General features: G+C 61.8%; 21 protein-coding genes. 11 read left to right on the top strand and 10 right to left on the bottom strand.

Features of this window, described 5'->3' with window-relative positions:
* Nucleotides 1–14 precede the first annotated feature (14 nt).
* Together ACOSV0_RS27245 and ACOSV0_RS27240 are read left to right on the top strand one after the other, a co-directional pair.
* Entirely contained in the window at nucleotides 15–293 is a 279-nt protein-coding gene (locus tag ACOSV0_RS27245) for a DUF1488 family protein (protein ID WP_434115363.1), read from the top strand.
* Between the two features lie 19 nt (nucleotides 294–312).
* The gene (locus tag ACOSV0_RS27240; RefSeq protein WP_434115361.1) at nucleotides 313–1,104 is read left to right on the top strand and encodes a phosphate/phosphite/phosphonate ABC transporter substrate-binding protein; all 792 of its coding nucleotides are present in this window, start codon (nucleotides 313–315) and stop codon (nucleotides 1,102–1,104) included.
* 42 nt (nucleotides 1,105–1,146) lie between these two features.
* Here ACOSV0_RS27240 and ACOSV0_RS27235 read toward each other — a convergent pair whose 3' ends face one another.
* From ACOSV0_RS27235 to ACOSV0_RS27220, 4 genes are all read right to left on the bottom strand, one after another.
* Nucleotides 1,147–3,180, bottom strand: coding sequence for an acetyl/propionyl/methylcrotonyl-CoA carboxylase subunit alpha (locus ACOSV0_RS27235; RefSeq protein ID WP_434115359.1), 2,034 nt, complete (start codon nucleotides 3,178–3,180; stop codon nucleotides 1,147–1,149).
* A 79-nt stretch (nucleotides 3,181–3,259) separates the two neighbouring features.
* Nucleotides 3,260–4,045 carry an enoyl-CoA hydratase/isomerase family protein gene (locus ACOSV0_RS27230; RefSeq protein WP_434115357.1) on the bottom strand — a complete coding sequence of 262 codons (786 nt, stop codon included), beginning with the start codon at nucleotides 4,043–4,045 and terminating at the stop codon, nucleotides 3,260–3,262.
* 29 nt (nucleotides 4,046–4,074) lie between these two features.
* A complete protein-coding gene (locus ACOSV0_RS27225; RefSeq protein WP_434115355.1) occupies nucleotides 4,075–5,682 on the bottom strand; it encodes a carboxyl transferase domain-containing protein in 1,608 nt (535 codons plus the stop codon).
* An 83-nt stretch (nucleotides 5,683–5,765) separates the two neighbouring features.
* Nucleotides 5,766–6,947 (bottom strand): isovaleryl-CoA dehydrogenase, encoded by a 1,182-nt coding sequence (locus tag ACOSV0_RS27220; RefSeq protein WP_115777137.1) that lies wholly within the window; start codon nucleotides 6,945–6,947, stop codon nucleotides 5,766–5,768.
* 278 nt (nucleotides 6,948–7,225) lie between these two features.
* On the opposite strand from ACOSV0_RS27220, the gene ACOSV0_RS27215 reads away from it, so the two are divergent.
* The 3 genes from ACOSV0_RS27215 (at nucleotide 7,226) to ACOSV0_RS27205 (ending at nucleotide 10,929) form a co-directional block, all read left to right on the top strand.
* On the top strand, nucleotides 7,226–7,945 hold the full coding sequence (locus ACOSV0_RS27215) for a TetR/AcrR family transcriptional regulator (protein WP_434116165.1): 720 nt from the start codon (nucleotides 7,226–7,228) through the stop codon (nucleotides 7,943–7,945).
* A gap of 937 nt (nucleotides 7,946–8,882) precedes the next feature.
* A complete protein-coding gene (locus ACOSV0_RS27210; RefSeq protein ID WP_434115353.1) occupies nucleotides 8,883–9,689 on the top strand; it encodes a DUF72 domain-containing protein in 807 nt (268 codons plus the stop codon).
* Nucleotides 9,690–9,810: 121 nt separating this feature from the next.
* Nucleotides 9,811–10,929, top strand: a complete 1,119-nt coding sequence (locus ACOSV0_RS27205; RefSeq protein ID WP_434115351.1) for a 3-deoxy-7-phosphoheptulonate synthase — start codon at nucleotides 9,811–9,813, stop codon at nucleotides 10,927–10,929.
* 325 nt (nucleotides 10,930–11,254) lie between these two features.
* Here ACOSV0_RS27205 and ACOSV0_RS27200 read toward each other — a convergent pair whose 3' ends face one another.
* Nucleotides 11,255–11,533, bottom strand: coding sequence for an HU family DNA-binding protein (locus tag ACOSV0_RS27200; protein WP_006049832.1), 279 nt, complete (start codon nucleotides 11,531–11,533; stop codon nucleotides 11,255–11,257).
* Nucleotides 11,534–12,123: 590 nt separating this feature from the next.
* Here ACOSV0_RS27200 and ACOSV0_RS27195 point away from each other — a divergent pair.
* A complete protein-coding gene (locus ACOSV0_RS27195; RefSeq protein WP_434115347.1) occupies nucleotides 12,124–14,091 on the top strand; it encodes a putative bifunctional diguanylate cyclase/phosphodiesterase in 1,968 nt (655 codons plus the stop codon).
* Between the two features lie 89 nt (nucleotides 14,092–14,180).
* On the opposite strand, the gene ACOSV0_RS27190 is transcribed toward ACOSV0_RS27195, so the two are convergent.
* A complete protein-coding gene (locus ACOSV0_RS27190) occupies nucleotides 14,181–14,909 on the bottom strand; it encodes a DUF899 family protein (protein ID WP_434115345.1) in 729 nt (242 codons plus the stop codon).
* A 342-nt stretch (nucleotides 14,910–15,251) separates the two neighbouring features.
* Between ACOSV0_RS27190 and ACOSV0_RS27185 the strand changes: the two genes are divergently transcribed.
* Nucleotides 15,252–16,229: a LysR substrate-binding domain-containing protein gene (locus tag ACOSV0_RS27185; protein ID WP_434115343.1), complete on the top strand. Its 978-nt coding sequence runs from the start codon at nucleotides 15,252–15,254 to the stop codon at nucleotides 16,227–16,229.
* A 109-nt stretch (nucleotides 16,230–16,338) separates the two neighbouring features.
* A complete protein-coding gene (locus tag ACOSV0_RS27180; protein WP_434115341.1) occupies nucleotides 16,339–17,589 on the top strand; it encodes an MFS transporter in 1,251 nt (416 codons plus the stop codon).
* Between the two features lie 117 nt (nucleotides 17,590–17,706).
* Here ACOSV0_RS27180 and ACOSV0_RS27175 read toward each other — a convergent pair whose 3' ends face one another.
* The gene (locus tag ACOSV0_RS27175; protein ID WP_434115339.1) at nucleotides 17,707–18,312 is read right to left on the bottom strand and encodes a peroxidase-related enzyme; all 606 of its coding nucleotides are present in this window, start codon (nucleotides 18,310–18,312) and stop codon (nucleotides 17,707–17,709) included.
* A gap of 377 nt (nucleotides 18,313–18,689) precedes the next feature.
* On the opposite strand from ACOSV0_RS27175, the gene ACOSV0_RS27170 reads away from it, so the two are divergent.
* The 3 genes from ACOSV0_RS27170 (at nucleotide 18,690) to ACOSV0_RS27160 (ending at nucleotide 21,587) form a co-directional block, all read left to right on the top strand.
* A complete protein-coding gene (locus ACOSV0_RS27170) occupies nucleotides 18,690–19,709 on the top strand; it encodes a VTT domain-containing protein (RefSeq protein WP_434115337.1) in 1,020 nt (339 codons plus the stop codon).
* A 142-nt stretch (nucleotides 19,710–19,851) separates the two neighbouring features.
* Nucleotides 19,852–20,385: a MarR family winged helix-turn-helix transcriptional regulator gene (locus ACOSV0_RS27165; RefSeq protein ID WP_434115335.1), complete on the top strand. Its 534-nt coding sequence runs from the start codon at nucleotides 19,852–19,854 to the stop codon at nucleotides 20,383–20,385.
* On the top strand, nucleotides 20,382–21,587 hold the full coding sequence (locus ACOSV0_RS27160) for an MFS transporter (protein WP_434115333.1): 1,206 nt from the start codon (nucleotides 20,382–20,384) through the stop codon (nucleotides 21,585–21,587). The genes ACOSV0_RS27165 and ACOSV0_RS27160 overlap by 4 nt, the downstream gene beginning before the upstream one ends.
* A gap of 43 nt (nucleotides 21,588–21,630) precedes the next feature.
* Here ACOSV0_RS27160 and speB read toward each other — a convergent pair whose 3' ends face one another.
* The 3 genes from speB to ACOSV0_RS27145 all read right to left on the bottom strand — a co-directional run bounded on the left by speB (nucleotide 21,631) and on the right by ACOSV0_RS27145 (nucleotide 24,861).
* A complete protein-coding gene (gene speB, locus ACOSV0_RS27155; protein ID WP_434115331.1) occupies nucleotides 21,631–22,593 on the bottom strand; it encodes an agmatinase in 963 nt (320 codons plus the stop codon).
* A 133-nt stretch (nucleotides 22,594–22,726) separates the two neighbouring features.
* The gene (locus tag ACOSV0_RS27150) at nucleotides 22,727–24,220 is read right to left on the bottom strand and encodes an aldehyde dehydrogenase (RefSeq protein ID WP_434115329.1); all 1,494 of its coding nucleotides are present in this window, start codon (nucleotides 24,218–24,220) and stop codon (nucleotides 22,727–22,729) included.
* 89 nt (nucleotides 24,221–24,309) lie between these two features.
* Nucleotides 24,310–24,861, bottom strand: a complete 552-nt coding sequence (locus tag ACOSV0_RS27145; protein WP_434115328.1) for a cupin domain-containing protein — start codon at nucleotides 24,859–24,861, stop codon at nucleotides 24,310–24,312.
* Nucleotides 24,862–25,245: the final 384 nt, after the last annotated feature.

Genomic DNA, 25,245 nt, shown 5'->3' with positions numbered 1-25,245 from the left:
AGCGGGAGATGGCCATGTCGGTATATGTCGATGAAGGATTCAGACCCTGTGTCACGGAATGCGCAACCGTCGCATTCCGAGTCTGGTTTGACGATCGGGCACAGGTTTTCGAAGTGAGCGCCGAGGCACTCATGACCTATTGCGGCGCGGCGAGCAAACGGCGCCGCGACCTGCTTGTCGCGTTCGAAGACGCGCAACTGGAAATATTGAAGGTGGTGGAGTGCAAGTGGCCCTTCAGAGAGACCGAACCCGTGCGCCTGGGACTCGACGAATTCCGAATGGTCAGACATTAGATGTGCCAGAATTGCGTCCATGACATGGATTGCCGCTCTGCCGATGTACAACGTGACGCCCGCGCTTGCCGGCGCGTGGCGGGCGCTCCTGGACGACGTCTTGCGCGGGGTGACGCCGGCCTGCCGCATCGTCGAGCCGGACGAAAAACTGCATACCTTCTGGCGGCGCCCTAACGTACTGCTCTCGCAAACCTGCGGCTATCCCTTGATGCATGGTTTAAACGACCACGTTCAGCTGGTCGCAACGCCACGATTCGATGCGCCAGGTTGCGAAGGCGCGGATTATTCGAGTGTGCTGGTCACGCGAACGGACACGCCGTTCGATTCGCTTGCGGCGTGCCGTGGTGCGCGCGCCGCCTACAATCAGGACGATTCGAATAGCGGCATGAATGTGTTTCGCCATGCCGTGGCGCCGCTTGCGCGCGAAGGAGCTTTTTTCAGCGCGGTCCTGCGCACCAGATCGCATCTCGGATCGTTGCGGGCCGTGGCTGAAAATCGTGCGGATGTCGCCGCAATCGACTGCGTGACGTTCGCTTTTGTCCGCGATGAATTGCCGGAACTGGCACAAAAGGTTCGGCAAATCGGTGTAACGGCAGCATCGCCGGGATTGCCTTTGATCGCCTCCAACAACGTGCCGCTCACGACAATTGAAACGCTGCGCGAGGCGCTGAACGCAGCGCATCTTGCGCAACCCCAGCGCGCGAAACACCTGCGTTTGAAGGGCTTTTCCACGTTGCCGCTTGCCGACTACGAACGAATCGAACACCTCGAAAACGAAGCGCGCGCTTTGGGCTACGCGCGCCTCGTTTAAGCTTCGCGCTTATTTCTCGCTTATTTCGCGCTCGCTTCGCCGTTACCCCACATCCAGCACCAGAAGTTGCGCTCCATCGGCAACCTGATCGCCGACTGCATACAGCACTTCCGACACCGTGCCTGCCGTAGGCGCACCGATCGTGTGCTCCATCTTCATCGCTTCCATCACGATCAGCGGCGTGCCCTTCTCCACCACCGTGCCCGGTTCGACCAGCACCGCAATCACCTTGCCCGGCATCGGCGCGGTCAACCGGCCTTCGCCACCTTCAGCATCCGCGGCATGCGCGAGCAGGTTCTGCCACTCGAACGCCAGCGCCTCGCCGAGGCAGAACACATGGAACGTATCGCCGTCGATGAAAACGCGCCCCGTGACCCGTGCATCGCCGATCGTCGCGCGGTATGCGTGCCGGCCCGTGCCGTTCGACCATGTGAAGTCCTCGCGCACGCCGTCGTGTTCGAGCGTTTGCGTGGCGCTGTCGCGTGCGAACGTGACGGTGAATCCACTTTCGTTGTGGTTATGGTCACTGTTATCGCCGATATCGCGCCAGCCGAGCGTCTGCGTGTAGCCGCTGTTCAGGCGCCAGTGCGATAGCGCATCCCACGGCGACGCGCCGTGCGCGGTGCCGCCTTCGCGCGTCAGCAACGCGGCGCACGCGAGCGCCAGCGCTTCCTTGAAAGGCTTTTTCACGGGCGCGAACAAGGCATCATGATGACGCTCGATCAAACCCGTATCGAGATCGCCGGTCGCAAACGGCTCGCTCGTAACGATGCGCTGCAGGAACTCGACGTTGGTATGCGGGCCGACCACTTCGCAGGCACGCAGCGCGCGATTCAGGCGTGCGAGCGCCTCTTCACGCGTCGCGCCGTGCACGATCAGCTTGGCGATCATCGGATCGTAGAACGGCGTGATGGTATCGCCTTCGCGCACGCCGCTGTCGATACGTACCGGCGCTTTGCGATCCGGCTCGCCAATGGAAAATTCGACGCCTTCGGGCATGCGCAGATGCTTGAGCGTACCCGTCGACGGCAGGAAGCCACGCGCCGGATGCTCGGCGTAGATGCGCGCCTCGATCGCATGGCCGTCGATTTTGAGCTGTGGCTGCGTGAGCGGCAACGGTTCGTCGGCGGCGACGCGCAGTTGCCATTCCACCAGGTCCTGCCCCGTCACCATTTCCGTGACCGGATGCTCGACCTGCAGGCGCGTATTCATCTCCATGAAGTAGAACTCGCCCGTGCTGGTCATGATGAACTCGACCGTGCCCGCACCGACGTAATTCACCGCACGCGCGGCGGCCACGGCCGCTTCGCCCATCTCGCGTTTGATTTCCGCGGACAAGCCAGGCGCGGGTGCCTCTTCCAGCACCTTCTGATGACGCCGCTGCACCGAGCAGTCGCGATCGAACAGATACACCGCGCCGCCATGACGGTCCGCGAACACCTGCACTTCCACGTGACGCGGCCGCGTCAGGTACTTTTCGATCAGCACGCGGTCGTTGCCGAAACTGCTGGCTGCTTCGCGTTTGCACGACGCCAATGCCGCGACGAAATCTTCCGAACGTTCGACGACACGCATGCCCTTGCCGCCACCGCCCGCGCTCGCTTTCAGCAAGACCGGATAACCGATCGCATCCGCTTCGCGATGCAGCAACTGCGGATCCTGATCGTCGCCGTGATAACCCGGCACGAGCGGCACGGCAGCGGCATGCATCAAGGCCTTCGCGGCCGCCTTCGAGCCCATCGCGGCGATCGCTTCGACCGGCGGTCCGATGAACACAATACCGGCTGCTTCGCAGGCACGCGCGAAATCTTCGTTTTCCGACAGGAAGCCGTAGCCCGGATGCACTGCCTGTGCACCGGTTGCGCGCGCGGCTTCGATAATGCGCTCGACGCGCAGGTAGCTTTCCGCTGCGGTCGATCCGCCGATATGCACGGCCTCATCACAGGCGGCCACGTGTTTCGCGTTGGCGTCCGCATCCGAATACACGGCCACGCTCGCGATGCCGAGCCGCTTGCAGGTCGCAGCGACGCGGCACGCAATCTCGCCGCGGTTGGCTATCAGGATCTTGTTGAACATGAGGTGTCTCGTTCCGTTTTCGGGCTGTTGTTCTGGTGAAGGCCGGCATGCGCCTCGGAATAGATACTTTCGCGGCGCGTCAACTGCGCCAGGACGGCGTGCGTTTTTCGAGGAACGATGCGACACCTTCGCGGCCTTCCGCGCCGGCTCGCGTGCGCGCGATGCGCGCCGCCGTGTCCTCGATCATGGCCTCGTTCAACTCGTGCCCGGCGATGTCCTGCACGAGCTGCTTGCAGGCACGCACCGCTTGCGGGCCATTTGCGCACAGCGTCTCGGCGATCTGCTGGACGGTTGCGTCGAGTTGCTCCGCATCGACGGATTCGCTAACCAGGCCGAGGCGGAACGCCGTCGCGCAATCGAACTGCTCGGCCGTTGTGAAGTAGCGACGCGACGCCTGTTCGCCCAACGCGCGGATCACGTACGGCGCGATGGTGGCCGGGATCAGACCGAGACGCGCTTCCGACAGGCAAAAACGCGCACTCTCAACCGCGACGACGATATCGCACGCCGAGATCAAACCCATGCCGCCCGCGTACGCGTCGCCGTTCACGCGCGCGATCACCGGTTTGTTGCAGCGATAGATCGACGACAGCATGTTCGCCAGCAGCATGGCGTCGGCGCGGTTCTCGTCGTCGGAGTAACCGGCCATCTTCTTCATCCAGTTCAGATCCGCGCCCGCGCAGAACGCTTTACCGTTTGCTGCGAGTATCACCACGCGCACGTCGTCGCGCGCGTTCAGCGCCGTGAACACCGAGGTCACTTCGGCGATCATCGTTTCGTTGAACGCGTTGCGCACGTCCGGGCGATTCAGCGTGACCGTGGCAATCTGACCGGCAAACGTGAGATTCAGCGTTTCGTATTGCATCGTTGCAGCTCCTCTCTCGTAGCGCGCCGTCACATTCTGAACACGCCGAAACGCGTGTCTTCGATCGGCGCGTTCATCGTCGCCGAGAGGCCGAGACCGAGCACATCGCGTGTTTGCGCCGGATCGATCACGCCGTCGTCCCATAGACGTGCGCTTGCATAGTACGGATGACCCTGGTGCTCGTATTGATCGCGGATCGGCTGCTTGAACGCCTCCTCCTCCTCCGCGCTCCACGAACCGCCCTTGCCTTCGATACCGTCACGCTTCACCGTAGCCAGCACCGACGCCGCCTGCTCGCCGCCCATCACCGAGATGCGCGCATTCGGCCACATCCACAGGAAGCGCGGCGAATAGGCGCGGCCACACATGCCGTAGTTGCCGGCACCGAACGAGCCGCCGATGATCACCGTGAACTTCGGCACCTTCGCCGTCGCCACCGCGGTCACCATCTTCGCGCCGTTGCGCGCGATGCCTTCGTTTTCGTACTTGCGGCCCACCATGAAGCCCGTGATGTTCTGCAGGAACACCAGCGGAATCTTGCGCTGACAGCACAGCTCGATGAAGTGCGCGCCCTTGAGCGCCGACTCCGAAAACAGAATGCCGTTGTTCGCGATGATGCCGACCGGATGCCCCCAGATGTGCGCGAAGCCGGTCACGAGCGTGGTGCCGTAGCGGGCCTTGAATTCGTCGAAAGCGGAATCGTCGACGATACGCGCGATCACCTCGCGGATATCGAACGGCTTGCGCGTATCGACGGGGATCACGCCGTACATGCTCTTCACGTCGTAGCGCGGCGGCTTCGGTTCCTGCAACGCCACCGGCACCTGCTTCGTACGATTCAGATTGCCGACGATGCTGCGCGCAATACCCAGCGCATGCGCGTCGTTCTGCGCGAGATGATCGACCACGCCCGACAGGCGCGTATGCACGTCGCCGCCGCCGAGGTCTTCCGCACTCACCACTTCGCCGGTGGCGGCTTTGACGAGCGGCGGCCCGCCGAGAAAAATCGTCCCCTGATTCTTGACGATGATCGACTCGTCGCTCATGGCGGGCACGTAGGCGCCGCCTGCCGTGCACGAACCCATCACCACGGCGATTTGCGGAATGCCTGCCGCGGACAGATTCGCCTGGTTGAAGAAGATGCGGCCGAAGTGATCGCGATCGGGGAACACGTCGTCCTGATTCGGCAGATTCGCGCCGCCCGAGTCGACCAGGTAGACACACGGCAGATGGTTTTCAGCGGCGATTTCCTGTGCCCGCACGTGTTTTTTCACGGTGACGGGATAGTAGGTGCCGCCCTTGACCGTCGCGTCGTTGCAGACGATCACGCACTCCTGCCCCGCGATCCGGCCAATACCGGTGATGACGCCCGCGCCAGGCGCGTCGTCGTTGTACATGCCGTAGGCCGCGAGTTGCGAGAACTCGAGAAACGGCGTGCCGGGATCGAGCAGTTTCTCGATACGCTCACGCGGCAGCAGCTTGCCGCGGCCCGTGTGTTTGTCACGCGCCGCTTGCCCGCCGCCCAGCGCGAGTTTCTCGACCTTCTCGCGAAGATCGGCGACCAGCGCTTCGAGCGCCGCCGCATTGGTGCGGAAGTCGTCCGAGCGAGGATTCAATTTTGATTCGATGATCGGCATTGCCAGGCTTCTCCTGTGTCGACCAGAGTTGACGCTTTAGCGTCTACTCTGGTCCCATGCATAGCTGTCGCGCAATGTATGGCTCAAGCCGTTTCGGCGAACAGTTCGCGGCCGATCAGCATGCGACGGATTTCGCTCGTACCCGCGCCGATTTCATAGAGCTTCGCATCGCGCCACAGACGGCCCACCGGATACTCGTTGATATAGCCATTGCCACCGAGGATCTGGATCGCCTCACCGGCCATCCACGTCGCTTTTTCGGCGGTATAGAGAATCACACCCGCACAGTCCTTGCGTACCTGGCGCACGTGCTCCTTGCCAAGCGTGTCGAGTTGACGGCCCACTGCGTAAAGATACGCACGACACGCCTGCAGCGTGGTGTACAGATCCGCGACCTTGCCTTGAATCAATTGGAATTCGCCGATCGACTGTCCGAACTGCTTGCGGTCGTGGATATACGGCACGACTGCGTCCATGACCGCGACCATGATGCCGGTCGGGCCGCCGGCGAGCACCGCGCGCTCGTAATCGAGGCCGCTCATCAGCACCTTCACGCCGCCGTTCAACTGACCGAGGATATTTTCTTCCGGCACTTCCACGTTCTCGAACACCAGTTCACCGGTATGGGAGCCGCGCATGCCGAGCTTGTCGAGCTTCTGCGCAACCGAGAAACCCTTCATCCCCTTCTCGACGATAAACGCGGTAATGCCGCGCGAATTCGCTTCGAGATCGGTTTTTGCATAGACGACGAGCGTGTCGCAATCCGGGCCGTTGGTGATCCACATTTTCGTGCCGTTCAGCACATAGTGATCGCCCTTCTTGTCCGCGCGCAGCTTCATGCTGACAACGTCCGAACCCGCGTTCGGCTCGCTCATGGCGAGTGCGCCGATGTGTTCGCCGGAGACCAGCTTGGGCAGATATTTCTCTTTTTGCGCTGCCGTGCCGTTGCGATGAATCTGGTTGACGCACAGATTCGAGTGCGCGCCGTACGAGAGACCCACCGATGCCGACGCGCGCGAGATTTCTTCCATCGCGATCATATGCGCCGTGTAGCCCATATTCGCGCCGCCGTACTCCTCCGAGACCGTCATACCGAGCACGCCCAGGTCGCCGAATTTGCGCCACAAGTCCATGGGAAACTGATCCGAGCGATCGATTTCCGCGGCACGCGGGGCGATTTCTTTGGCAGCGAATCCCGAGATGCTGTCACGCAGCATTTCGATTTCTTCGCCGAGCGGGAATTGCAAACCGGGCAGGTTGCTCATTGCTGTGTCTCCAGAGTTCGTTGGCGGCCGGTCAGCCGGGGTGGGCGCGGCTCGTCCGAGTGCGGCTCAGCGGACGACAGCGGCCTTGTGAGCCGCCTTCATCGCCCCGCACGAGACGCGAAACGTTCAAGGCGCATTTCACGCTAGATTTACGTAAGCGTCAATAGGTATTTTTGAGTGTTACTCAGAAACTGCCTGACATGGTGCAGGCGGCGCTACAGCGTGATAGGATCGACGTCATCGGCGTTATTGGCCTTACAAAACTGAACTGGACTCATATGACGGTTGCCTTGAAGGCTGAGCTACCTGCCTCGCGCCGCCAGCCGGCCGGGCGCAAGTCGCAGCAGCGCGTGAAAGAGATCTTGCAGGCGGGGCGTGACGTGTTCTCCGAAAGGGGCTACGAGCGCGCGACGACGGCGGAGATTGCGCAGCGCCTGGGCATTTCCGAGGCGACCGTGTTCAGTTATTTCCGCGGCAAGCGCGAGTTATGCGCGCGGGTGATTGGCGACTGGTACGACGAGATCATTGAAGCGATCGAGTCCGGTTTGCCGCGTGACGGCAATGTGCGGCAGCAATTTGCTTTTATTGTGCGCACGCATTTGCGGTTGATGCTGGTGAATGGCACGGACCTGTGTGCTTTGGTGTTGTCGGAGGGCCGGGCCCGGCATCATGAGTTGAGTGAGGCGCTGACTGAATTGCAGCGGCGGTATACGGCGCCTTTGATGCGGGTGTTGGCGCAGGGCCAGGAGACTGGGCAGATTCGGGCCGATATGCCGTTGAGGCTGTTGCGGTCGATGGTGTTCGGGCCGATGGAGCATGTGCTTTGGGATGCCACTTTGGCGAATCGGCACATTGATATTGATGCTACGGCGGATCAGTTGATCGATGTGTTGTGGGCGGCGCTTAGGCCGCAGGATTTGGTGGTTAGTGCTTTGCAGCAGTTTAGGGCTGAGGTGGCTGAGGCTAATCGGCGGTTTGAGGAGGTTACAAAGGGTTAGGTTTTTTTGCCTGTGCGGCGCTTTGGTTGTCTGTTTTGGTTTTTGGTCTTTTCTCGTGTTGGTTGCCTGCGGCGTTGGTCTTTGCTTCTCTGGTTGTCTGTGGTGTTGGGTTTTGCTTGATTTGGTTGCCTGCTCGGCGCTTATTGTTGTGTGCCTGCGGCGGTGGCCTTTCCTTGAATTCTTATTGGTTTATTAGCGTCGCCCCTGTGCGGGGCAGGCACCTACTTTTCTTTGCCTGCTGCAAAGAAAAGTAGGCAAAAGAAAGCAGCTCACACCGCTAGCTTATAAGCGGGTCCCCCGCGCAGCCACGGTAGTGGTACATCTGGAATCCGTGTTCCCGCACATTCGGCCTTCGTGACAAGGCAGTCATACTTCCGGCGGCGCTGCGCGCGCCGACGCGCGCTTCATAAAACCGACCTCCGCGTTTCGCATTCGCACTTCATTCGGCATTCCGCCGAGGCAAAGCCGATGGCCCCCACCACGCTCAACCGAAGCCCCTGGTTCTCGATGGCCCCTTCCGGCGAGCACGTAGTGCGAGGCGGGAAGCATGACTGCTTTGTCACGAACGCGGAGTGTGCGAGGGCACAGATTCCAGATGTGCCACTACCGTGGCTGTGCGGGGGACCCGCTTAAGAGTTAGCGGGGTGAGCTGCTTTCTTTTGCCTACTTTTCTTTGCAGCAGGCAAAGAAAAGTAGGTGCCTGCCCCGCACAGGGGCGACGCTAATAAACCAATAAGAATTCAAGGAAAGCCCAAAGAATCCAGATCAAGGAAAGCCCAACGCCGCAGGCGAACAGACAAACAAGCGCCGCGCAGGCAAAAACCCAAAAAAAGCAAACCCCACCGCCGCAGGCGCAAAAACCCCCAAACCAAAACAAATCCGCTAATCTACCCTTCCCGGCGGAGCCACAAACAAGCACCTACGAGGACCAACAAACATGCCATCCCCAAAACCCGCAAAAATCAGAATCGGCATAGGCGGCTGGACCTATGCCCCTTGGCGAGGAACGTTTTACCCGTCAGATCTGACACAAAGCCGTGAACTCGAACACGCGAGCAAAAACCTCACCTCGATAGAAATCAACGGCACCTTCTACGGCTTGCAAAAACCCTCAAGCTACGAAAAGTGGTACCAGGAAACACCAGAAGATTTCGTCTTCTCGCTAAAAGCCCCCCGCTACGCAACAAACAGAAAAGTCCTCGCCGACGCAGGCGAAACAATCGAACGCTTCCTCGCCAGCGGCGTACTGCTGCTAAAACAGAAGCTAGGCCCAATCAACTGGCAATTCGCCACCACCAAAAAATTCGACCCGGAAGATTTCGAAGCTTTCCTGAAACTCCTGCCCGCCAGCATAGAAGGCCAAAAACTAAGACACGCAGTCGAAGTCCGCAACGAGACCTTCAAGACCCCCGAATTCATCGCGTTAGCCAGAAAGTACAAAGTCGCCATCGTGCTGGCCGCCGACAGCGACTACCCGCAAATCGCCGACATCACCGCACCATTCGTCTATGCCCGCATCATGGGGACAAGCGACAAGGAAGCCAAAGGCTATTCGGCCAAAGCCCTCGACGCCTGGATCGATCGCGCCCGCCAACTCGCCGCAGGCACGACACCGGGCGACCTGGAAACATCGGCAGCCGCTCCCGCAAAAAACACGGCACGCGACGTCTACCTCTACGTCATCAGCGGTTTCAAGGAACGCAATCCGGCAGCCGCCATGGCCCTGATCAAACGCCTCGAATAACGGTCATCCGGCCGGCACGCGCGAGTGTCATAATCCCGGCAGCTACCTCATGCAACGACGCACCCGCATTCATGCATTGACGTCGTGAGATAACCCCAATACCAAGGTCCGGGAGAATATTTTGAGCGCCATCGACAATCCTTTGCACGATCAGGAAGTCGGCTCGGCCGACGCCACCCAGGACACCACGCGCATCGACGACGTTCGTATCGGCGCGGTACGTCCGCTGATTTCGCCCGCCCTGCTGCAGGACGAGTTGCCCGTGCCGCCATCGGTACAGACGCTCGTCGAGAAAACCCGCGCGGAAATCGCCGACATTCTGCACGGGCGTGACGACCGGCTCGTGATGATCGTCGGCCCGTGTTCAATTCACGACCATGACCAGGCGATCGAATACGCCCGCAAGCTCAAGGTCGCGGCACAGACCTACAAGGACGATCTGCTGATCGTCATGCGCGTTTACTTCGAGAAACCGCGCACCACGGTCGGCTGGAAAGGCTATATCAACGACCCGCGTCTCGATGGCAGCTTCCGCATCAACGAAGGTCTGCGTCTCGCGCGGCAATTGCTGCTCGACATCAACGGTCTCGGCTTGCCCACGGCCACCGAATTTCTCGATCTGCTCAGTCCGCAGTACATCGCCGATCTGATCGCGTGGGGCGCTATCGGCGCGCGCACAACGGAGAGCCAGAGTCATCGGCAGCTTGCATCGGGGTTGAGTTGCCCGATCGGTTTCAAGAACGGCACAGACGGCGGTGTGCAAATCGCGGCGGACGCGATCGTTGCGGCGCGCGCAAGTCACGCGTTCATGGGAATGACCAAGATGGGGATGGCCGCGATTTTCGAAACGCGCGGCAATGACGACGCGCACGTCATCCTGCGCGGCGGCAAGAAAGGACCGAATTACGACAGTGCGTCCGTTGAAGCAACCTGTGCGGCGCTCAAATCGGCCGGCCTGCGCGAACAGGTCATGATCGATTGCTCACACGCGAACTCAGGCAAATCGCATTTGCGTCAACTCGACGTGGTGCAGGATCTGGCGCAGCAACTCTCGCAGCGCGAGCGCCGCATTATCGGCGTCATGCTCGAAAGTCATCTGGAGGAAGGCCGTCAGGATCTGAAGGCCGATGTGCCGCTGCGTTACGGCGTATCGATTACGGACGCCTGCGTAAGCTGGGCGCAAACCGAACCGGTGCTCGAAACACTGGCTGAAGCGACCCGGAAGCGGCGCGCGGGTTAACTCCGCCGACGCGGCCTGCACGATCTCGCGCAACCAACAACCGTAACCGACGGCTGGGAGGCGAGCGTGCACGACGCAAAACCAGAAGCAAAAAACGGCGGCATAAGCACAATGCGGCGCGGCATAAGGCACCAAACAAGGCACCAAACAAGGCACCAAACAGGGCACCAGACAAAGCGCCCAATATCGCACCATACGCGCCGCACCAACCACCGATCTAACACCCTCACCGGGGTTGGGCAGCGCGTAGTCCTCACACCCGAGGCATCGGGCGCCGCGCCGCTCTGGCAGCGCGCGTGGATGCTCCGGCGCAAGGCGCGTTGCGTTACGACGCGTTGACAGCTTCCTTGAATGCCTTGCCGGCGGTGAACTTCACCGTCTTGGCTGCCGCGATCTGGATCTCGGCACCCGTCGACGGATTGCGGCCCACGCGTGCTGCGCGCGCGCCGGTCGAGAAAGAACCGAAACCGACCAGTTGCACCGTATCGCCACCCACCACGGCTTTGGTTACCGCTTCGACGATAGCGTCGATGGTCTGGCCGGTGGCCGCTTTGCTTTCGCCCGTCGCTGCGGCGACTGCATCAATCAGTTCCTGTTTGTTCATAGCACTTCCCGTATGGTAATCATGGAACCGGCGCCACATCTGTTGCGCCGGGACCGACACACTAACGCATAGGCGCATATTCGCGCAAACCTTGGGTGTAAGCCTTGTATCACCCGCCCAGCGGCAATTTGACGATTTTTTGTCCCAAAGTGCCATAAGAATCGTGTGCTTACGTATTTCTTCCGCTTTACGGCTGTCCGCGGCGTATCACAATCCGTTGCAATTTCAGTGCTTTAGCGGTGACAAAGCCGCTGCGGCCACCTTTTTAACCAGGCTTTGGCGGACCGCAAAGATTTGTCATTCCTTACCGCGCCGTGCCTGGCAATAAAAAATCCGGCAAGGATAAAACAATGAAAATTCTCCATATTGCAACATGGGCGACGCCCGCCCGGTCTTGCCCAGCCTGGGCCGAGCGCCAATCTCGTACAAATCGACACAGCACAAATGACTCGTAACCGGCTCGCTTTCCGGGCGTATTTACCGCTCATTTAAAGCCGCGCGCTTTATTTCCACCGGACCGCCCTCAAGGTCCCGCTCGCATTGCCGATATACCAAGCTGCGAGTGCGGCGCAAACGTTACAAGGACGGGCATGGTTCGGTTACCCAGATTCAGGGAGGCGCTATCGGTCGCGGAAGGCGATCCTGAACTCGTGCGCTCGCAGGTCCAGGCATTCGCCCGCCAGATTCCGCTGCTCTATTTCATTCTGGTGGTCAACACACTGGCTGTCACCATCACGCATCTGGGATCGGCGCCGGCATGGTTGTCCATCTATTTCCCGGGGGCGCTCTGCACGCTGTGCATCGTCCGTTGCGTGAGCTGGTGGCGCGTCCGGCATCGGGTTCTGACACATGACAAGGCCGTGCCCGAACTGCGCAAGCTGATCTGGCTCGCGGTCATCTTCGGCGTCGCGTTCAGCGCCTGGTCACTCCTGCTGTTTCCCTACGGCACTGCCTATGAGCAGGCACAAGTCGCGTTCTATATGGCGACGACGCTGGTCGGCTGCGTGTTCTGCCTGATGCATCTGCGGGCGGCCGCCCTGCTCCTGCTCTCGATCGTCATCCTGGCCTTTTCGACGTATCTGATCGCCACGCGCTCGCCCGTCTTTATCGCAATGGCCGTCGACATGACACTGGTCGGCGTCGCACTCGCCTTCATTATCGAACTGTATGACCGGACGTTCGCCGGCGTCGTGCATGCGCAGCGCGAATTGCAGATGAGCCAGCAGAAAACGCAAAGACTCAGCGACGACAACTTCCGGCTCGCCAGCATCGACAGTCTGACGGACCTGCCCAACCGGCGCAGCTTCTTCGCGTCGCTGCGCGCGCTATCGGAACAGGCGCTCAGCAGCGGTGGCGGCTTCAATGTCGGGCTGATCGATCTCGACGGCTTCAAACAGGTCAACGATATCTACGGACATGCAAGTGGCGACCTCGTCCTGCAGGAAGTCGGCGTGCGACTGCTGGCGCTTGCCGAGCCTGGTATTTTCTTCGCGCGCCTGGGTGGCGACGAATTCGGCGTGGTGGCCCAGCATAAACTGGCCAACGAGACGCTTGTCGAGTTGGGCGAACGCATCTGCGAAACGCTCACCGAGCCCTACCGGGTGGCCGGCAATGTCGCCGAACTGACGGGAACGATCGGCTGGGCATCGTTTCCGGAAGCGGGCATGACCGTCCAGCAGGTTTTCGAACGCGCCGACGCCGCCTTGTACGTCGGCAAGGAAAGCCGCCGCGGCACGCCGGTAATCTTCTCGACGGAACATGAAACCCGCATCCGGCGCTCGAGTCTCGTCGCCCAGGAACTTCGTCATGCGGATCTGGAGTCCGAACTGTTCCTCGAGTTTCAGCCGATCTACGACGTGTTCACGCAACGCACCATCGGCATGGAAGCGCTCGGGCGATGGCACAACGAGCGGCTAGGCGCGGTCGGCCCGGAGGAATTCATTCGGATTGCCGAGCGTACCGAACTGATTCTGCGCGTCACTGAAGTGCTGCTGCGCAAAGCGCTCGGCGAAGTATCGCGCTGGCCTTCCGATCTCTACCTGTCGTTCAATCTCTCCGCGATCGATATCTCGACTTCGCCGCGCGCTCGCCGCCTGATCGATATCGTGTTCGACAGCGGTGTGCCCGCGCATCGCGTGAACTTCGAGATCACGGAAACCGCGGTGACGCGCGATTTCGAGCAGGCCCACAGCGCCCTCACGATGATCAAGCAAGCCGGCTGTCACGTCTCGCTCGACGATTTCGGCACCGGCTATTCGAGCCTCAGCTACGTGCATCGCCTGCCGTTCGATACGATCAAGATCGATCGCAGCTTCATGACCGACGTGGATTCCAATAGCGCGTCGAAGAAGATCGTCAAGTCGGTGCTCGACCTGTGCAGAAACCTCGGCCTCGAATGCATCGTGGAAGGACTCGAAACCTCGTCGCAAGCCGACGTCGTCCAGGCGCTGGGCGCGCGTGCGATGCAGGGCTATCTGTTCGGCAGGCCGATGCGCGCGAACGCCATCTCAACCTATTTGCAGACGGCGCTCGGGCAAGGTTACGTCGTAGAGACGTAGGTGCCTCGCCTCTTGTACCTCGCGCGAACCGGCACGCGCGAGGCACAGATAACGCATGTGCAAAACACACTCGCACCGCACGTGCGTAACTAGCGCGCCACCGCGCCATATTCCAGCTTCGGATACCAGTCGGCGCCGCGGCCGCCGGGTGTCATGTCGAGCACTGTCCAGATCGGCATCACATCCGGGGCGCCGCGTGGATCCTGACCCGGGTCCGCTGTCGACGGCCCCATTTCGTCGGCCCAGAAGTGCCGCACCGTGCTGCCTGAACGCGTGAACACGTTGAAGGCAGGATGATCGTCGCCGTCCGGATCTTCCGCGGCGTAGTCGCGGTTAAAAGTATTGCCGCCCGACGAATACAGCAGCAGATGCCGCCAGCCGCGCTCTTTCTTGAACGCCACCAGTTTGTCGATCGGCGAGCGGCCGATCACGGCGAATGCCACGCGCTGCAAGATGTCGGGCATTTCACCGTCGTAAGCGCTCAGGAGCGAGGTGCACATCGGACAGGGTCGCGCGCGCCGCGGGCCAAACATCCAGTTGTAGGTGACGAGGGTGTCATGCGCGCCGAACATCTCCGACAGCGTCACCGCGCCCGCCTCGCCCTCGAAGCGATAGTTCTGCGGCACGACACCGCCAGGCGGCAGCGCGCGGCGCTGCACGGCCACGCGTTCGATCTGCCGGCGCAACTCGATTTCCTCGGCCAGCAAGTCGTTGCGCGCGCGGCGATATTCCCCACTCTCGCCTGGAAACCGGCGAGGCGAGTCGGCCAGCAACCGGGCCGGTTTCAGCGTTTGTGCGGACGGGTCTACGTCAGTCATCAGCCACCTCCTCTTGCGGTAAAAAGGATAAAGGGCACGATAGCGGCGCGATGCAGGCGTCGCGAACGCGATCACCAACGCGAACGCGTTTTTCGCCCCTATCTGGCTACGACGAACGGCGAGCCCGTAGATCGACAACATCGGCGAAATTTTTCCGGCCGTCCCGTGAGGACTTTCAGGCATATCCGTTCGACATACGGACGACATACGGACGACGCGCGGACAACCCACGGATAACGATCGGAACCGCATTGCAAGGTATCCTTTCGCGAAACAGCATGCGCGCGCCAGCGCGCCAATGCACCGTCACGGCGCCCGCCGCGCCGCCTTTGGGGATGCACCATGCCGCTTCGTCTGCCACCTCTGCCAGCGCTTCGTTTCTTCGAGGCGGCCGGCAGGCACCAAAGTTTCAAGCTCGCCGCCGCGGAACTGAACGTCACGCCGAGCGCGGTTAGTCACGGTATTGTCGGCCTCGAACAGTCGCTCGGCGTCGAACTGTTCGTGCGCGAGCCGCGCGGAATTTCGCTCACGGCGACGGGCGTCGACTATCTGTCGTACGTATCCGAAGCGTTTTCGTTGATCGCGATCGGCACGCAGCGTCTGCCGAACCTCCGCGCGAATCGCCCGATCGCGCTGAGTTGCGCGCCCACGCTAGCCTCGCGCTGGCTACTGCCGCGCCTCGCCACCTTTCGCTCGCGCTGGCCGCACGCGAACGTCACCGTCGATACTTCGCACCGTCATGTCGGCTTTCCCGTCGACGGTTTCGATTTCGCCATTCGCCTGAGCCGTGCCCCGGTCGCGGGAACCGCCTGGGCGCGCCTGTTCGGCGAGCGCCTGGTGCCGGTGTGCAGCCCTGCTTACATGGACAATCTGCGCGACGAACACGGCAACGTCGATCTGGGTCGCGCGACGCTCATTCACGTGAACTCGGCAAGCGAGGACTGGCAGGCGTGGTTCGACGGGGTCGCCATAGACGGGGTCGCCGTAGACGGGGTCGCCATCGAGGGTGTCGAATTGAACGACGGCTTGCGCGTCGACACGATCCAGCTTGCTTTCGAAGCCGCGAGCATGGGCCTCGGTGTCGCGCTCGGCAGACGGCCGCTGGTGGACCGCGATCTCGCGGACGGCACGCTCGTCGAAGCCTGTCCACAAACGATCTCGTCCTCCACGGCCTACTGGCTGGTGTCCGCGCAAAACGCGGAGCGCGCGGAGCATCGCCCGGAATTGTCCGACTTCAAGCAGTGGCTGCTCAGCGAGGCTGCACCGTTCGACAACCCGTCTGCTGCTGCCGACCCGGACTTGCGCAGCGCCAACCACTGAACCGTGCGATCAATCTGAACAGGTGAGCCGCGCTCACCTGTCGTCAAAGTCTTTTCCTTTGCTGCTTCTGACGCTCGCTGCGACCATGGTGTCGAAGGAGATCAGAACCATGTCCACGACAAACAGCAAACGCCTCGCCCTCCCGTTGACTCAAACGACGCTCGTGATCCTCGCCGGCGCGCTGATTCTGAGCGCCGCCATGGGCATCCGGCAAACCTTCGGTCTCTTCATCGGCCCGTTCTCGTTCGACCGCGGCCTGCCCGTCACGCTGATCGCCTTCTCCATCGCGCTGCACAACCTGGTGTGGGGTTTCGCGCAACCGTTCGCGGGCGCCGCCGCGGACCGCTTCGGCTCGGCGCCGGTGGTCGCGTTCGGCGCGACGACATTCGCAGCGGGCCTGGGCCTCGCGGCGGTCGCGCCATCGGGTCCGATGCTGATCGTCGGCATGGGTCTGCTGGTCGGCATCGGCGTGAGTTGCACGACGTTCGGTGTGGTGTTGCCGGCGGTCGGCCGCATCGCGTCTCCAGAAAAACGCAGCATGGCGATGGGTCTCGTCAGCGCAGGCGGCTCGGCAGGACAGGTGCTGATGATCCCGCTCGTGCAGAGCATCCGGCTCAGCTCGGGTATCGCCACCTCGCTCTTCGTACTGGCCTTCCTGATGCTGCTGATCGCGCCGCTCGGCATTGTGCTCGACCGGCGTCAAAGTGTCGGCATGCGCGTCCAGGAACCGCCCGCTGCGCCGCTTCGCAAGGTACTCGCTCAGGCGGCCCGGCATCGCGGCTATCGGCTCCTGACGCTCGGCTTCTTCACCTGCGGATTTCAACTCGCGTTTATCGCCACTCATCTGCCTGAATATCTGACGCTCTGTCATATGCCTGTCGGACTGGGCGCAACCGCGCTCGCGCTGATCGGCCTGTTCAACATGGCGGGCAGTTGGGGATGCGGCTGGCTGGGCGGCCGGTTCCGCCAGCACCATGTGCTCGGCTGGCTTTACCTGATTCGAAGCGTGACGATCGGCGCTTTCTTTCTGCTGCCGAAAACCTCCGCTTCGGTCGTGATCTTCGCAGCGGTGATGGGTCTGACCTGGCTCGGCACCGTCCCGCTGACGAGCGGACTCGTGGCGAAAGTGTTCGGCACGCGGCACCTGGGCAGCCTCTTCGGGGTTTGCTTTCTAAGCCACCAGATCGGTTCGTTTCTGGGTGCGTGGCTAGGTGGCTTGGTGTTCGATATGACCGGGTCGTATTCGCTGCTGTGGGAGGCCACGGTTGTCGCAGGACTCATCGCCGCGATGCTGCACTTCCCAATCGACGACAAGGCCGTTGGTACGTCGGCGATTCGAAACGAGCCGGCGGCTGCGTGAGGGTTCGGGTGTGAGCGTGTCGGCGTGTCGGCGTGTCGGCGAGCATACCTGCATACGCGCGTGAGCACGCATCCGCGCGCACCGCGTGCCGCGAGTCCACAGCCGGCAACTCCGATGCTATTTTCGCGGCACATCCGCCGCCGCTTTCGGCACGCGCCCCATCAGAAAGAACTCGTCGTTCGGCCGCATGGAAATGACGTTGGCCATCCGGTTCGACAAACCGAAAAATGCCGTGATGGCCGCGATATCCCACACGTCTTCATCCGAAAAGCCGTGCTCGTGCAGCGTCTGAAAATCGGCATCGTCGACGGTGCCGGATTCGCGGCAGACCTTCAGCGCAAAATCGAGCATTGCCTTCTGACGCGCCGTGATATCCGCCTTGCGATGGTTGACGGCCACCTGATCCGCAAGCAGCGGCGCCTTTTCGTAAATGCGCAGAATCGCCCCGTGCGCGACCACGCAATACAGGCATTGATTCACGCCACTCGTGGCGACGACGATCATCTCGCGCTCGCCCTTGGTGAGGCCGCCTTCTTTCAGCATCAACGCGTCGTGGTAAGCAAAAAACGCGCGGAATTCATCCGGCCGGTGCGCCAGCGTCAGGAATACGTTCGGAACAAAACCGGCTTTCTCCTGCACTTCCAGAATGCGGGCGCGGATGTCGTCCGGCCACTCGCTGGGCTCAGGCACGGGGTAGCGGCTGATCGGCTGAAGGGTTGCCATGCGGTGTCTCCGTTGTATCTGTGTGTGTCCAACGATTGTAGCGAATTCCGCCTGCCCGCCGTCCGTGCCGATCTGGCGTTTTGCTCGCCGCTGAGCAGCGACGTGAACAGGCTGCACAGCGGCACCACCGAACGGTCAGCCGCTCTTTCCCTTTGAATTTTTGCGGGTACTCAGCCCGCCCCGCAGCGCCCTTTCATCAACCTGTGCTTAAATCCGCATTGGCACCGTTGCGTCCGTGCCGGCCGGCAGAACGATCCAGCCGGCCGCTGTACTGCGCCAACCGAACCGGCACGACGTGTCCGCCATGCGGGCCGTCTGCGCGCGGGCGGAGCGCCGACTGTTCCAGATTCCTTCATCGCATCAACAGGAGCGTGGTTGTGTGGCATTTTCCAGTTGCTATTCCACCCTCGCTGGGCGTGTGGGCCGTGTTCATGAGCGTGCTCGTCACGCAACTTGGCCTGCCGATTCCCGCGGCGCCGATGCTGGTCCTCGGCGGAACGATGGCCGCCATGGGACAAACCTCTTACGCCAGCGTCATCGGGGCCGCCGTCTGCGCAACGCTGCTGGCGGACACGCTCTGGTTCTTCACCGGACGGACATACGGCCGGCGTTTGCTGACTCATCTGGTGCGCTTTTCGCTCTCGCTCGACACCACCGTCCGCGTCGCACGCAATACGTATGAACGGTACGGGGCGCCGATCCTCACCGTCGCGAAGTTCCTGCCCGGTCTCGGCCTGATCTCGGCGCCGCTGCTCGGCACCACGCCCATCAACGTCGGCGTTTTCCTGTTGTGGGATTTTGTCGGCGCGATGCTGTGGGCCAGCGTGTGGGTGATCGGCGGCGCCGCGCTCGACGATCAGATCGTGCAACTCGTTCTACTCGTGCGCCACAACGGCGGTACGATTTTCGACGCGTTCGCGGTGATCTTCGTTGCCGTGCTCCTCTATCGCTGGGTACGTCGCTGGCAATTTCGCCGCTGGCTCGCACATATCCGCATCTCGCCGGACCAGCTCGACGAACTGATGAAGTCCAATGAACCGCCCCTGATCCTCGATGCGCGGCCGCACAGCATCCGTGCGAAAGAATCGCACCGGATTGCGGGCGCGCAATTGCTGGATCTCGATTCGCCCGAGCCTCTGCATCCCGACTTGCTGAAGCGGCCAATTGTCGTCTACTGCGTGTGTCCCAACGAAGCGACGGCCAAGCGGATTGTCGCCCAGTTGCATCGGAAGAATATCCACCACGTAAAAGCGCTCAAGGGTGGCCTCGACGCGTGGGAAAAACGCGGTTATCCGGTCGAACCGCTGCCGCCCGACTTCGAGACCGCGATGGCGCATATGGCGGAAGACGAGGGCAACGAGGGCGAATACACCGTGCGTGCGAGATTGGCGAAGTGACAATCGGGTGACAATGCCCCGCCGCGAGCGGTTGAACCCGCTCGACGAAGAACAAAACGAAGCCACATTAAAAACCGCTTGCGCATCGCGCTCAATGTGTGCACTATGCATATATGCACGTTGCACACATTGAGGTGTTGCCATGACGCAGCGCACAGAGAACCTGCTTGGCGTGCTCGCCCTGCTGATCACGGACGAGATGAACGCGCAGCCTGCCATGGCCGCGCTCGCGGGCCCCACCGCCCGCGCCATGCTCAATGCAGTCGGTCAATATCCCGATTCATCCATTGAGGTGTTACGCGAGGCGGTCGATCTGTCGCATCCGGCCGCGGTCCGCGCCGTCGCGGGACTGGTAGACGCCGGTCTCATCGAAAAGAAATCAGGTGCCGACAAACGTTCCGTCGCGCTTGCGCTGACCGCTTCCGGCAAACGTGAAGCCAAACGCCTGCAAACGGCACGCGACCAGATGCTGCAACGCATCGTCGGGCAACTCGACGAGCCCGAGCGCGAGGTACTCGAAAGCCTGCTGATCAAGATCCTGTGGAATGAGACCCGCGATCCGGCGCACGCCATGCAACTGTGCCGCCTCTGCGACGACGGCCCTTGTCTGAAAGCCGGCTGCCCGGTCGAATGCCGCGAACAGGGTCTGCCCATGCCTGCTCGGAGCGGCACATGAATACCGCCGCGCCGGTGCGCTGGCCGGCGATCGCTGCGCTGACCGCGGTCTCGGCGCTCTCGCAGATCGGCCAGTTCGGCATCGGCTTCATGGTGCTGCCCGTGTGGCTCGCGCAGCGTGGCCTCGACGCACCGCGCGCCGGCCTCTTCTCCGCTTCGCAATGGACCGGCATGCTGGCCGGTTTGTTGATCGCGCCGTGGCTGGTGGAACGGATCGGCGCGAAGCGCACGGTATCGCTCGGTCTCGCCGCCACAGTTGTTGCGTTCGCGACGATGAGCGCGCTGTGGTGGCCGTTGTGGCTCGTGCCCGGTCTGCTGACTGGGTTCGGCATCGGCTTGCGCTGGATCGCCAATGAAACGTGGCTCTATCGGCTTGTGCCGGCTGAGTCCAGCGGACGTGTCGTGGGCGTGCACGAAGCGCTGATTGCCACCGCCGGCGTGATCGGCCCGGCATTGGCGGTGTGGTGCGCAGTCGACGGACGCATCACGTTCGCGACCGGCGCGGCCTTCACGTTTGCGGCGGCCCTTCCGCTGTGGCTGACTGCGTCGGACGATAGGCCCGCTGCAGTCAAATCAGCACGGCCTGTGCGAACAGACAGTGCCGCAAAACGCGCCTCAGTCGGTCCTATTGCCCCAATGGTCAGCCTCGGCATGGTGGTCGTTGCGGCAGGCGGCATCGGCGATGGCGCGCTCTATGGGCTCTTCCCCCTCTTCGCCGACGCCCACGGTCTCAGCACCACGCAGACGGCTACGCTGCTCACGCTATTCGGTGTCGGTGGGATGGTGCTGCAATTTCCGGTCGGCTGGTTCGCCGATCGCGCGGGCCTCGCCGCCACGGTGATCGTCTGCGCCGCGCTCAGCACGCTGGCGATCGGCGGTTTCGCGCTCGCCGCGCCCGCCTCATGGCTCGCCGACGCGAGCGCACTGCTGCTAGGTGGCATGAATAGCGCGTACATCACGCTCGGCATGGTCGCGGCGGCATGCAGCGACAAAGCAGCACTCACGCGCAACATGCGGCTCGTGTCGCTCACCTTCACCGCGAGTTCGATCGTGGGGCCGCTCATCGCCGGTTTCGCCATGAAGGCACGCGGCAGCGACATGCTGATGTGGCAACTCGCGATCATGAGCGGCGCGCTCGCTGCCTACACGCTCGGCTTGCGCGAAGGCCGGCGTCAGCCCGATCGATCGTCGTCGATGGGCTAACGCCTGCACGGCATCGCTTGCGTTTCAGGACGATTGAACGTGCCTAGCGTTCAGCCACTTTCCGTTGCCGCCAAAGACACAACAGATCGCACGCGATATGCGCGGCCGCAATCGCCGTGATCTCGCTCTGGTCATATGCGGGCGCCACTTCCACGACATCCGCGCCGACCAGATTCAACGCACCGAGTCCACGCACAATAGCCAGCCCCTGTGCCGACGACAAACCGCCCGCCACCGGCGTGCCCGTGCCCGGCGCGAACGCCGGATCGAGACAGTCGATATCGAAGGTCAGATAGGCGGGCCGCTCGCCGACAATCGACGTGATCCGCTCCACCGCCGCGCGCGTGCCATGTTCGTGAACCCACGCGGCGTCGAGGATATTGATGCCCATGAAGTCGTCGTTCCATGTGCGAATGCCGACCTGCACCGAAGTCTTCGGATCGATCAAACCGTCCTTCACCGCCTTGTAGAACATCGAGCCGTGATTCAGGCTATCCGGGCTGTCGTCGGCCCACGTATCGCAGTGGGCGTCGAAATGAATCAACGAAAGCGGCTTGCCGTACTTCTCCGCATGCGCGATCAGCAGCGGATACGTAATGTAGTGATCGCCGCCGAGCGTCAGCATTTTCGCATCCGAGCGCAGGATCGTGCGTGCATGCTCGACGATCGATTCCTTGATCGTCATGGGATTGTGCGCGTCGAACCAGCAGTCGCCGTAGTCCGTCACGGCGAGATCGTCGAACGGATTGAAGCCCCACGGATACGGATGCAGCTCCGACAATTGCACGCTCGCCGCGCGCACCGCCGCCGGGCCGAGACGCGCGCCCGAACGGAATGTGGTGGCGAGATCGAGCGGCACGCCGGAGACCACGACGTCGACGCCGTCGAGTTCGCGGGTGTACTTGCGGCGCATGAACGACAACACACCCGCATAGGTGTTTTCGATCGACGAGCCATAAAGCGACGGACGACGGATCGCGCCGTCGCCATAGATGAGTTCAGTCATGGATGACCTGATACCTAAACATGCCGGCGTTGCACGCGGGGCTTCCAGGTGATGCGTGCGACGTCCGGCCTCGGATTCATTGGGAACGCGACGGCGTTTCTTTCAAACGCCGCCGCGCTGGCTTGCGAATCCTTTAGCGCAGCCGAACGAGCGTGGACTTCAGCTCGGTGTACTTCTCCAACGCGTGCAGCGACTTGTCACGGCCGTTGCCCGATTGCTTGTAGCCGCCGAACGGGAAATTCATGTCCCCGCCTTCGTCGTAGCAATTGACCCAAATCGTACCGGCACGCAGCTTGCGCGACACCTCATGTGCGGTGGTCAGGTTCGAGGTCCACACGGCGGCGGCGAGACCATATTCGCTGTCATTAGCGATCCTGATCGCCTCCTCAACCGTGTCGAACGTAATCACCGACAACACCGGCCCGAAGATTTCCTCACGCGCAACCTTCGCACCGGAAGCAGGAATCTCGAAGATGGTCGGTTCGATATAGAAGCCGCCCGTCTCCTGCTTGACGCGCGAACCGCCCAGCAGCAGCTTCGCTTCGGCGCGGCCCGCTTCGATATAACCGAGCACGCGTTCGAGTTGCACGTTATCGACAATCGCGCCCATCGAGGTTTGCGGGTCGAGCGGATTGCCCGGCGTATAGCTGCGCGCGGCGGCGATCAGCTTGTCGAGGAACACGTCCTTGATGTCTTTATGCACGAGCAGGCGCGAACCCGCGGTACACATTTCGCCCATGTTGTAGAAGATCGCGCCGGCCGCCGCATTGGCCGCACGGTCGAGGTCGGGGCAATCGGGCATCACGATGTTGGGCGACTTGCCGCCGAGTTCGAGCCACACGCGCTTCAGATTCGACTGGCCGGCGTATTGCATGATCAGCTTGCCAACGTTGGTCGAGCCGGTGAAGGCGAGGCAGTCCACGTCCTGATGCAGCGCCAGCAGCTTGCCCGGTTCGCCCGCGCCCGGCACTACGTTGAACACGCCGGCGGGAATGCCCGCATCCAGCGCGAGTTGAGCAAGGCGAATCGCGGTGAGCGGCGACTTCTCCGAAGGCTTCAGCACAACGCTGTTACCCGCGGCGAGCGCCGGGCCGAACTTCCACGACGCCATCAGGATCGGGAAATTCCACGGCACGACGGCGGCAACCACACCGATCGGCTCGCGCGTGACGAGCCCCACCAGATGATGATCGGCCGGCGCGACTTCGCCGCCGACCTTGTCGATCGCTTCAGCGAACCACTCGACGCAATAGGCCGCGCCCGGCACGTCCACCGTGGTGGTGTCGGCGATCGGCTTGCCTGCGTCCAGCGTTTCGAGCAGCGCGAGTTCGTCCATGTGCTCCCGGATCGACGCGGCCCAGCGCAACAGAATCGCCTTGCGCTTACGCGGATTGAGGCCGGACCATACGCCGGAATCGAACGCGCGGCGTGCGGCGGCCACGGCGGCGTCGACATCCGCCGCGCCGCTGTCGGCAACCTTGGCGAGCAGCTTGCCGTCGATCGGGCTCAGGCAGTCGAACGTGCGGCCGCCAGCCGCGTCACGGTATTCGCCGTCGATAAACGCGCGGCCTTCGATCGAAAGCGTAGCGGCTTTGTCTTGCCAGAAAGCGAGAGATTTCGTGTCCATCAGGATGCCTCAATGTTATGCGCTCGACGCACGCCGGCATCGACTTCAGGCGGCTTGGAACTGCGTCGCGGCGCGTTGGCGCGGAGTCTTTAGAACGTGGGCGGCGAATTGGCCGACACGATCTCGCAGAGATGCTCCGCGCTGGGATTGCGAAAACGATGCGGTAGACGGCTTTCGAAGTAGTAGCTGTCACCGGGGTCGAGCAACCACGTGATGCCGTCCACCGTCAGTTCGATCTGACCTCGGACCACCACCCCGCCCTCGTGCCCCTCGTGCTCCAGCATCTCCGGTCCTGTATCCGACAGCGGCTGATAAACCTCACGCAGAATGCCCATATTGCGGTCTTTGATACTGGAGCCCGCGAGATAGAACTCAATCGACTCGTTGCCGAGATTCGGCATGTCGGCACGGCGTGACACGACAGAGCGCTCCGCTTCGACTTCAAAAGTGAAGAACTCGGCGAGACTCATTGGTATGCATTCAAGCAGTTTCTTCAGCGAGCCGACCGACGGACTCACGCGGTTCTGTTCGATCAGCGAGATCGTGCCATTGGTCACACCCGCCCGTTTCGCCAGCTCACGCTGAGACAGGCCGTTCTTCTTACGGATGTACTGCAGGCGGGTCGCTACTTCTATGGACATCGCTAGGTTCTCTGACATGGGAGACGATCGGGCGCGTGGGCTCGGGCAACGTGTGCCCGCGAGTGTTGAATATTCTAATCACTTTAATCGTTGCGCCGCTGGGGAAAACCCTGAAAGGATTCCGAAATATGACGCGCGCAACGAATGTTCCCACAGACCGTGTTTCTGGCGACACCCTCGGGAAAGCCCTGATAAATCTTTTATAAAAATGATTTGACGGCATTATTGGCTCGTATACGATGGTTCTCAGGCGATCGTCATGCCGGCGTCACGAAGCACGAAACGGTGTTTTCTGGCGCAGCGAACCCAGTTCGCATCGATCAGAGGCGATCAACCCAGCGTGATGTTTCTTTAAACGCCCTGTGCGTTTTTCGAGCAAGCGTT

The organism is Paraburkholderia caffeinilytica (assembly GCF_051027425.1).
In the GTDB taxonomy this organism is placed as follows: Bacteria; Pseudomonadota; Gammaproteobacteria; order Burkholderiales; family Burkholderiaceae; genus Paraburkholderia; species Paraburkholderia caffeinilytica_A.
Note: the sequence above shows the minus strand (reverse complement) of the source record. Positions and strands in the feature narration are given on the sequence as shown.

What these genes read in the sequence shown, in the direction of transcription:
- ACOSV0_RS27240 (WP_434115361.1), top strand. Translation starts at nt 313, where the DNA reads ATGACATGGATTGCCGCTCTGCCGATGTACAACGTGACGCCCGCGCTT.
- ACOSV0_RS27165 (WP_434115335.1), top strand. Translation starts at nt 19,852, where the DNA reads ATGACGCAGCGCACAGAGAACCTGCTTGGCGTGCTCGCCCTGCTGATC.
- ACOSV0_RS27180 (WP_434115341.1), top strand. Translation starts at nt 16,339, where the DNA reads ATGTCCACGACAAACAGCAAACGCCTCGCCCTCCCGTTGACTCAAACG.
- ACOSV0_RS27190 (WP_434115345.1), bottom strand. Translation starts at nt 14,909, where the DNA reads ATGACTGACGTAGACCCGTCCGCACAAACGCTGAAACCGGCCCGGTTG.
- ACOSV0_RS27225 (WP_434115355.1), bottom strand. Translation starts at nt 5,682, where the DNA reads ATGCCGATCATCGAATCAAAATTGAATCCTCGCTCGGACGACTTCCGC.
- ACOSV0_RS27145 (WP_434115328.1), bottom strand. Translation starts at nt 24,861, where the DNA reads ATGTCCATAGAAGTAGCGACCCGCCTGCAGTACATCCGTAAGAAGAAC.
- ACOSV0_RS27230 (WP_434115357.1), bottom strand. Translation starts at nt 4,045, where the DNA reads ATGCAATACGAAACGCTGAATCTCACGTTTGCCGGTCAGATTGCCACG.
- ACOSV0_RS27245 (WP_434115363.1), top strand. Translation starts at nt 15, where the DNA reads ATGTCGGTATATGTCGATGAAGGATTCAGACCCTGTGTCACGGAATGC.
- ACOSV0_RS27185 (WP_434115343.1), top strand. Translation starts at nt 15,252, where the DNA reads ATGCCGCTTCGTCTGCCACCTCTGCCAGCGCTTCGTTTCTTCGAGGCG.
- ACOSV0_RS27210 (WP_434115353.1), top strand. Translation starts at nt 8,883, where the DNA reads ATGCCATCCCCAAAACCCGCAAAAATCAGAATCGGCATAGGCGGCTGG.
- ACOSV0_RS27200 (WP_006049832.1), bottom strand. Translation starts at nt 11,533, where the DNA reads ATGAACAAACAGGAACTGATTGATGCAGTCGCCGCAGCGACGGGCGAA.
- ACOSV0_RS27235 (WP_434115359.1), bottom strand. Translation starts at nt 3,180, where the DNA reads ATGTTCAACAAGATCCTGATAGCCAACCGCGGCGAGATTGCGTGCCGC.
- ACOSV0_RS27220 (WP_115777137.1), bottom strand. Translation starts at nt 6,947, where the DNA reads ATGAGCAACCTGCCCGGTTTGCAATTCCCGCTCGGCGAAGAAATCGAA.
- speB (WP_434115331.1), bottom strand. Translation starts at nt 22,593, where the DNA reads ATGACTGAACTCATCTATGGCGACGGCGCGATCCGTCGTCCGTCGCTT.
- ACOSV0_RS27160 (WP_434115333.1), top strand. Translation starts at nt 20,382, where the DNA reads ATGAATACCGCCGCGCCGGTGCGCTGGCCGGCGATCGCTGCGCTGACC.
- ACOSV0_RS27150 (WP_434115329.1), bottom strand. Translation starts at nt 24,220, where the DNA reads ATGGACACGAAATCTCTCGCTTTCTGGCAAGACAAAGCCGCTACGCTT.
- ACOSV0_RS27195 (WP_434115347.1), top strand. Translation starts at nt 12,124, where the DNA reads ATGGTTCGGTTACCCAGATTCAGGGAGGCGCTATCGGTCGCGGAAGGC.
- ACOSV0_RS27175 (WP_434115339.1), bottom strand. Translation starts at nt 18,312, where the DNA reads ATGGCAACCCTTCAGCCGATCAGCCGCTACCCCGTGCCTGAGCCCAGC.
- ACOSV0_RS27215 (WP_434116165.1), top strand. Translation starts at nt 7,226, where the DNA reads ATGACGGTTGCCTTGAAGGCTGAGCTACCTGCCTCGCGCCGCCAGCCG.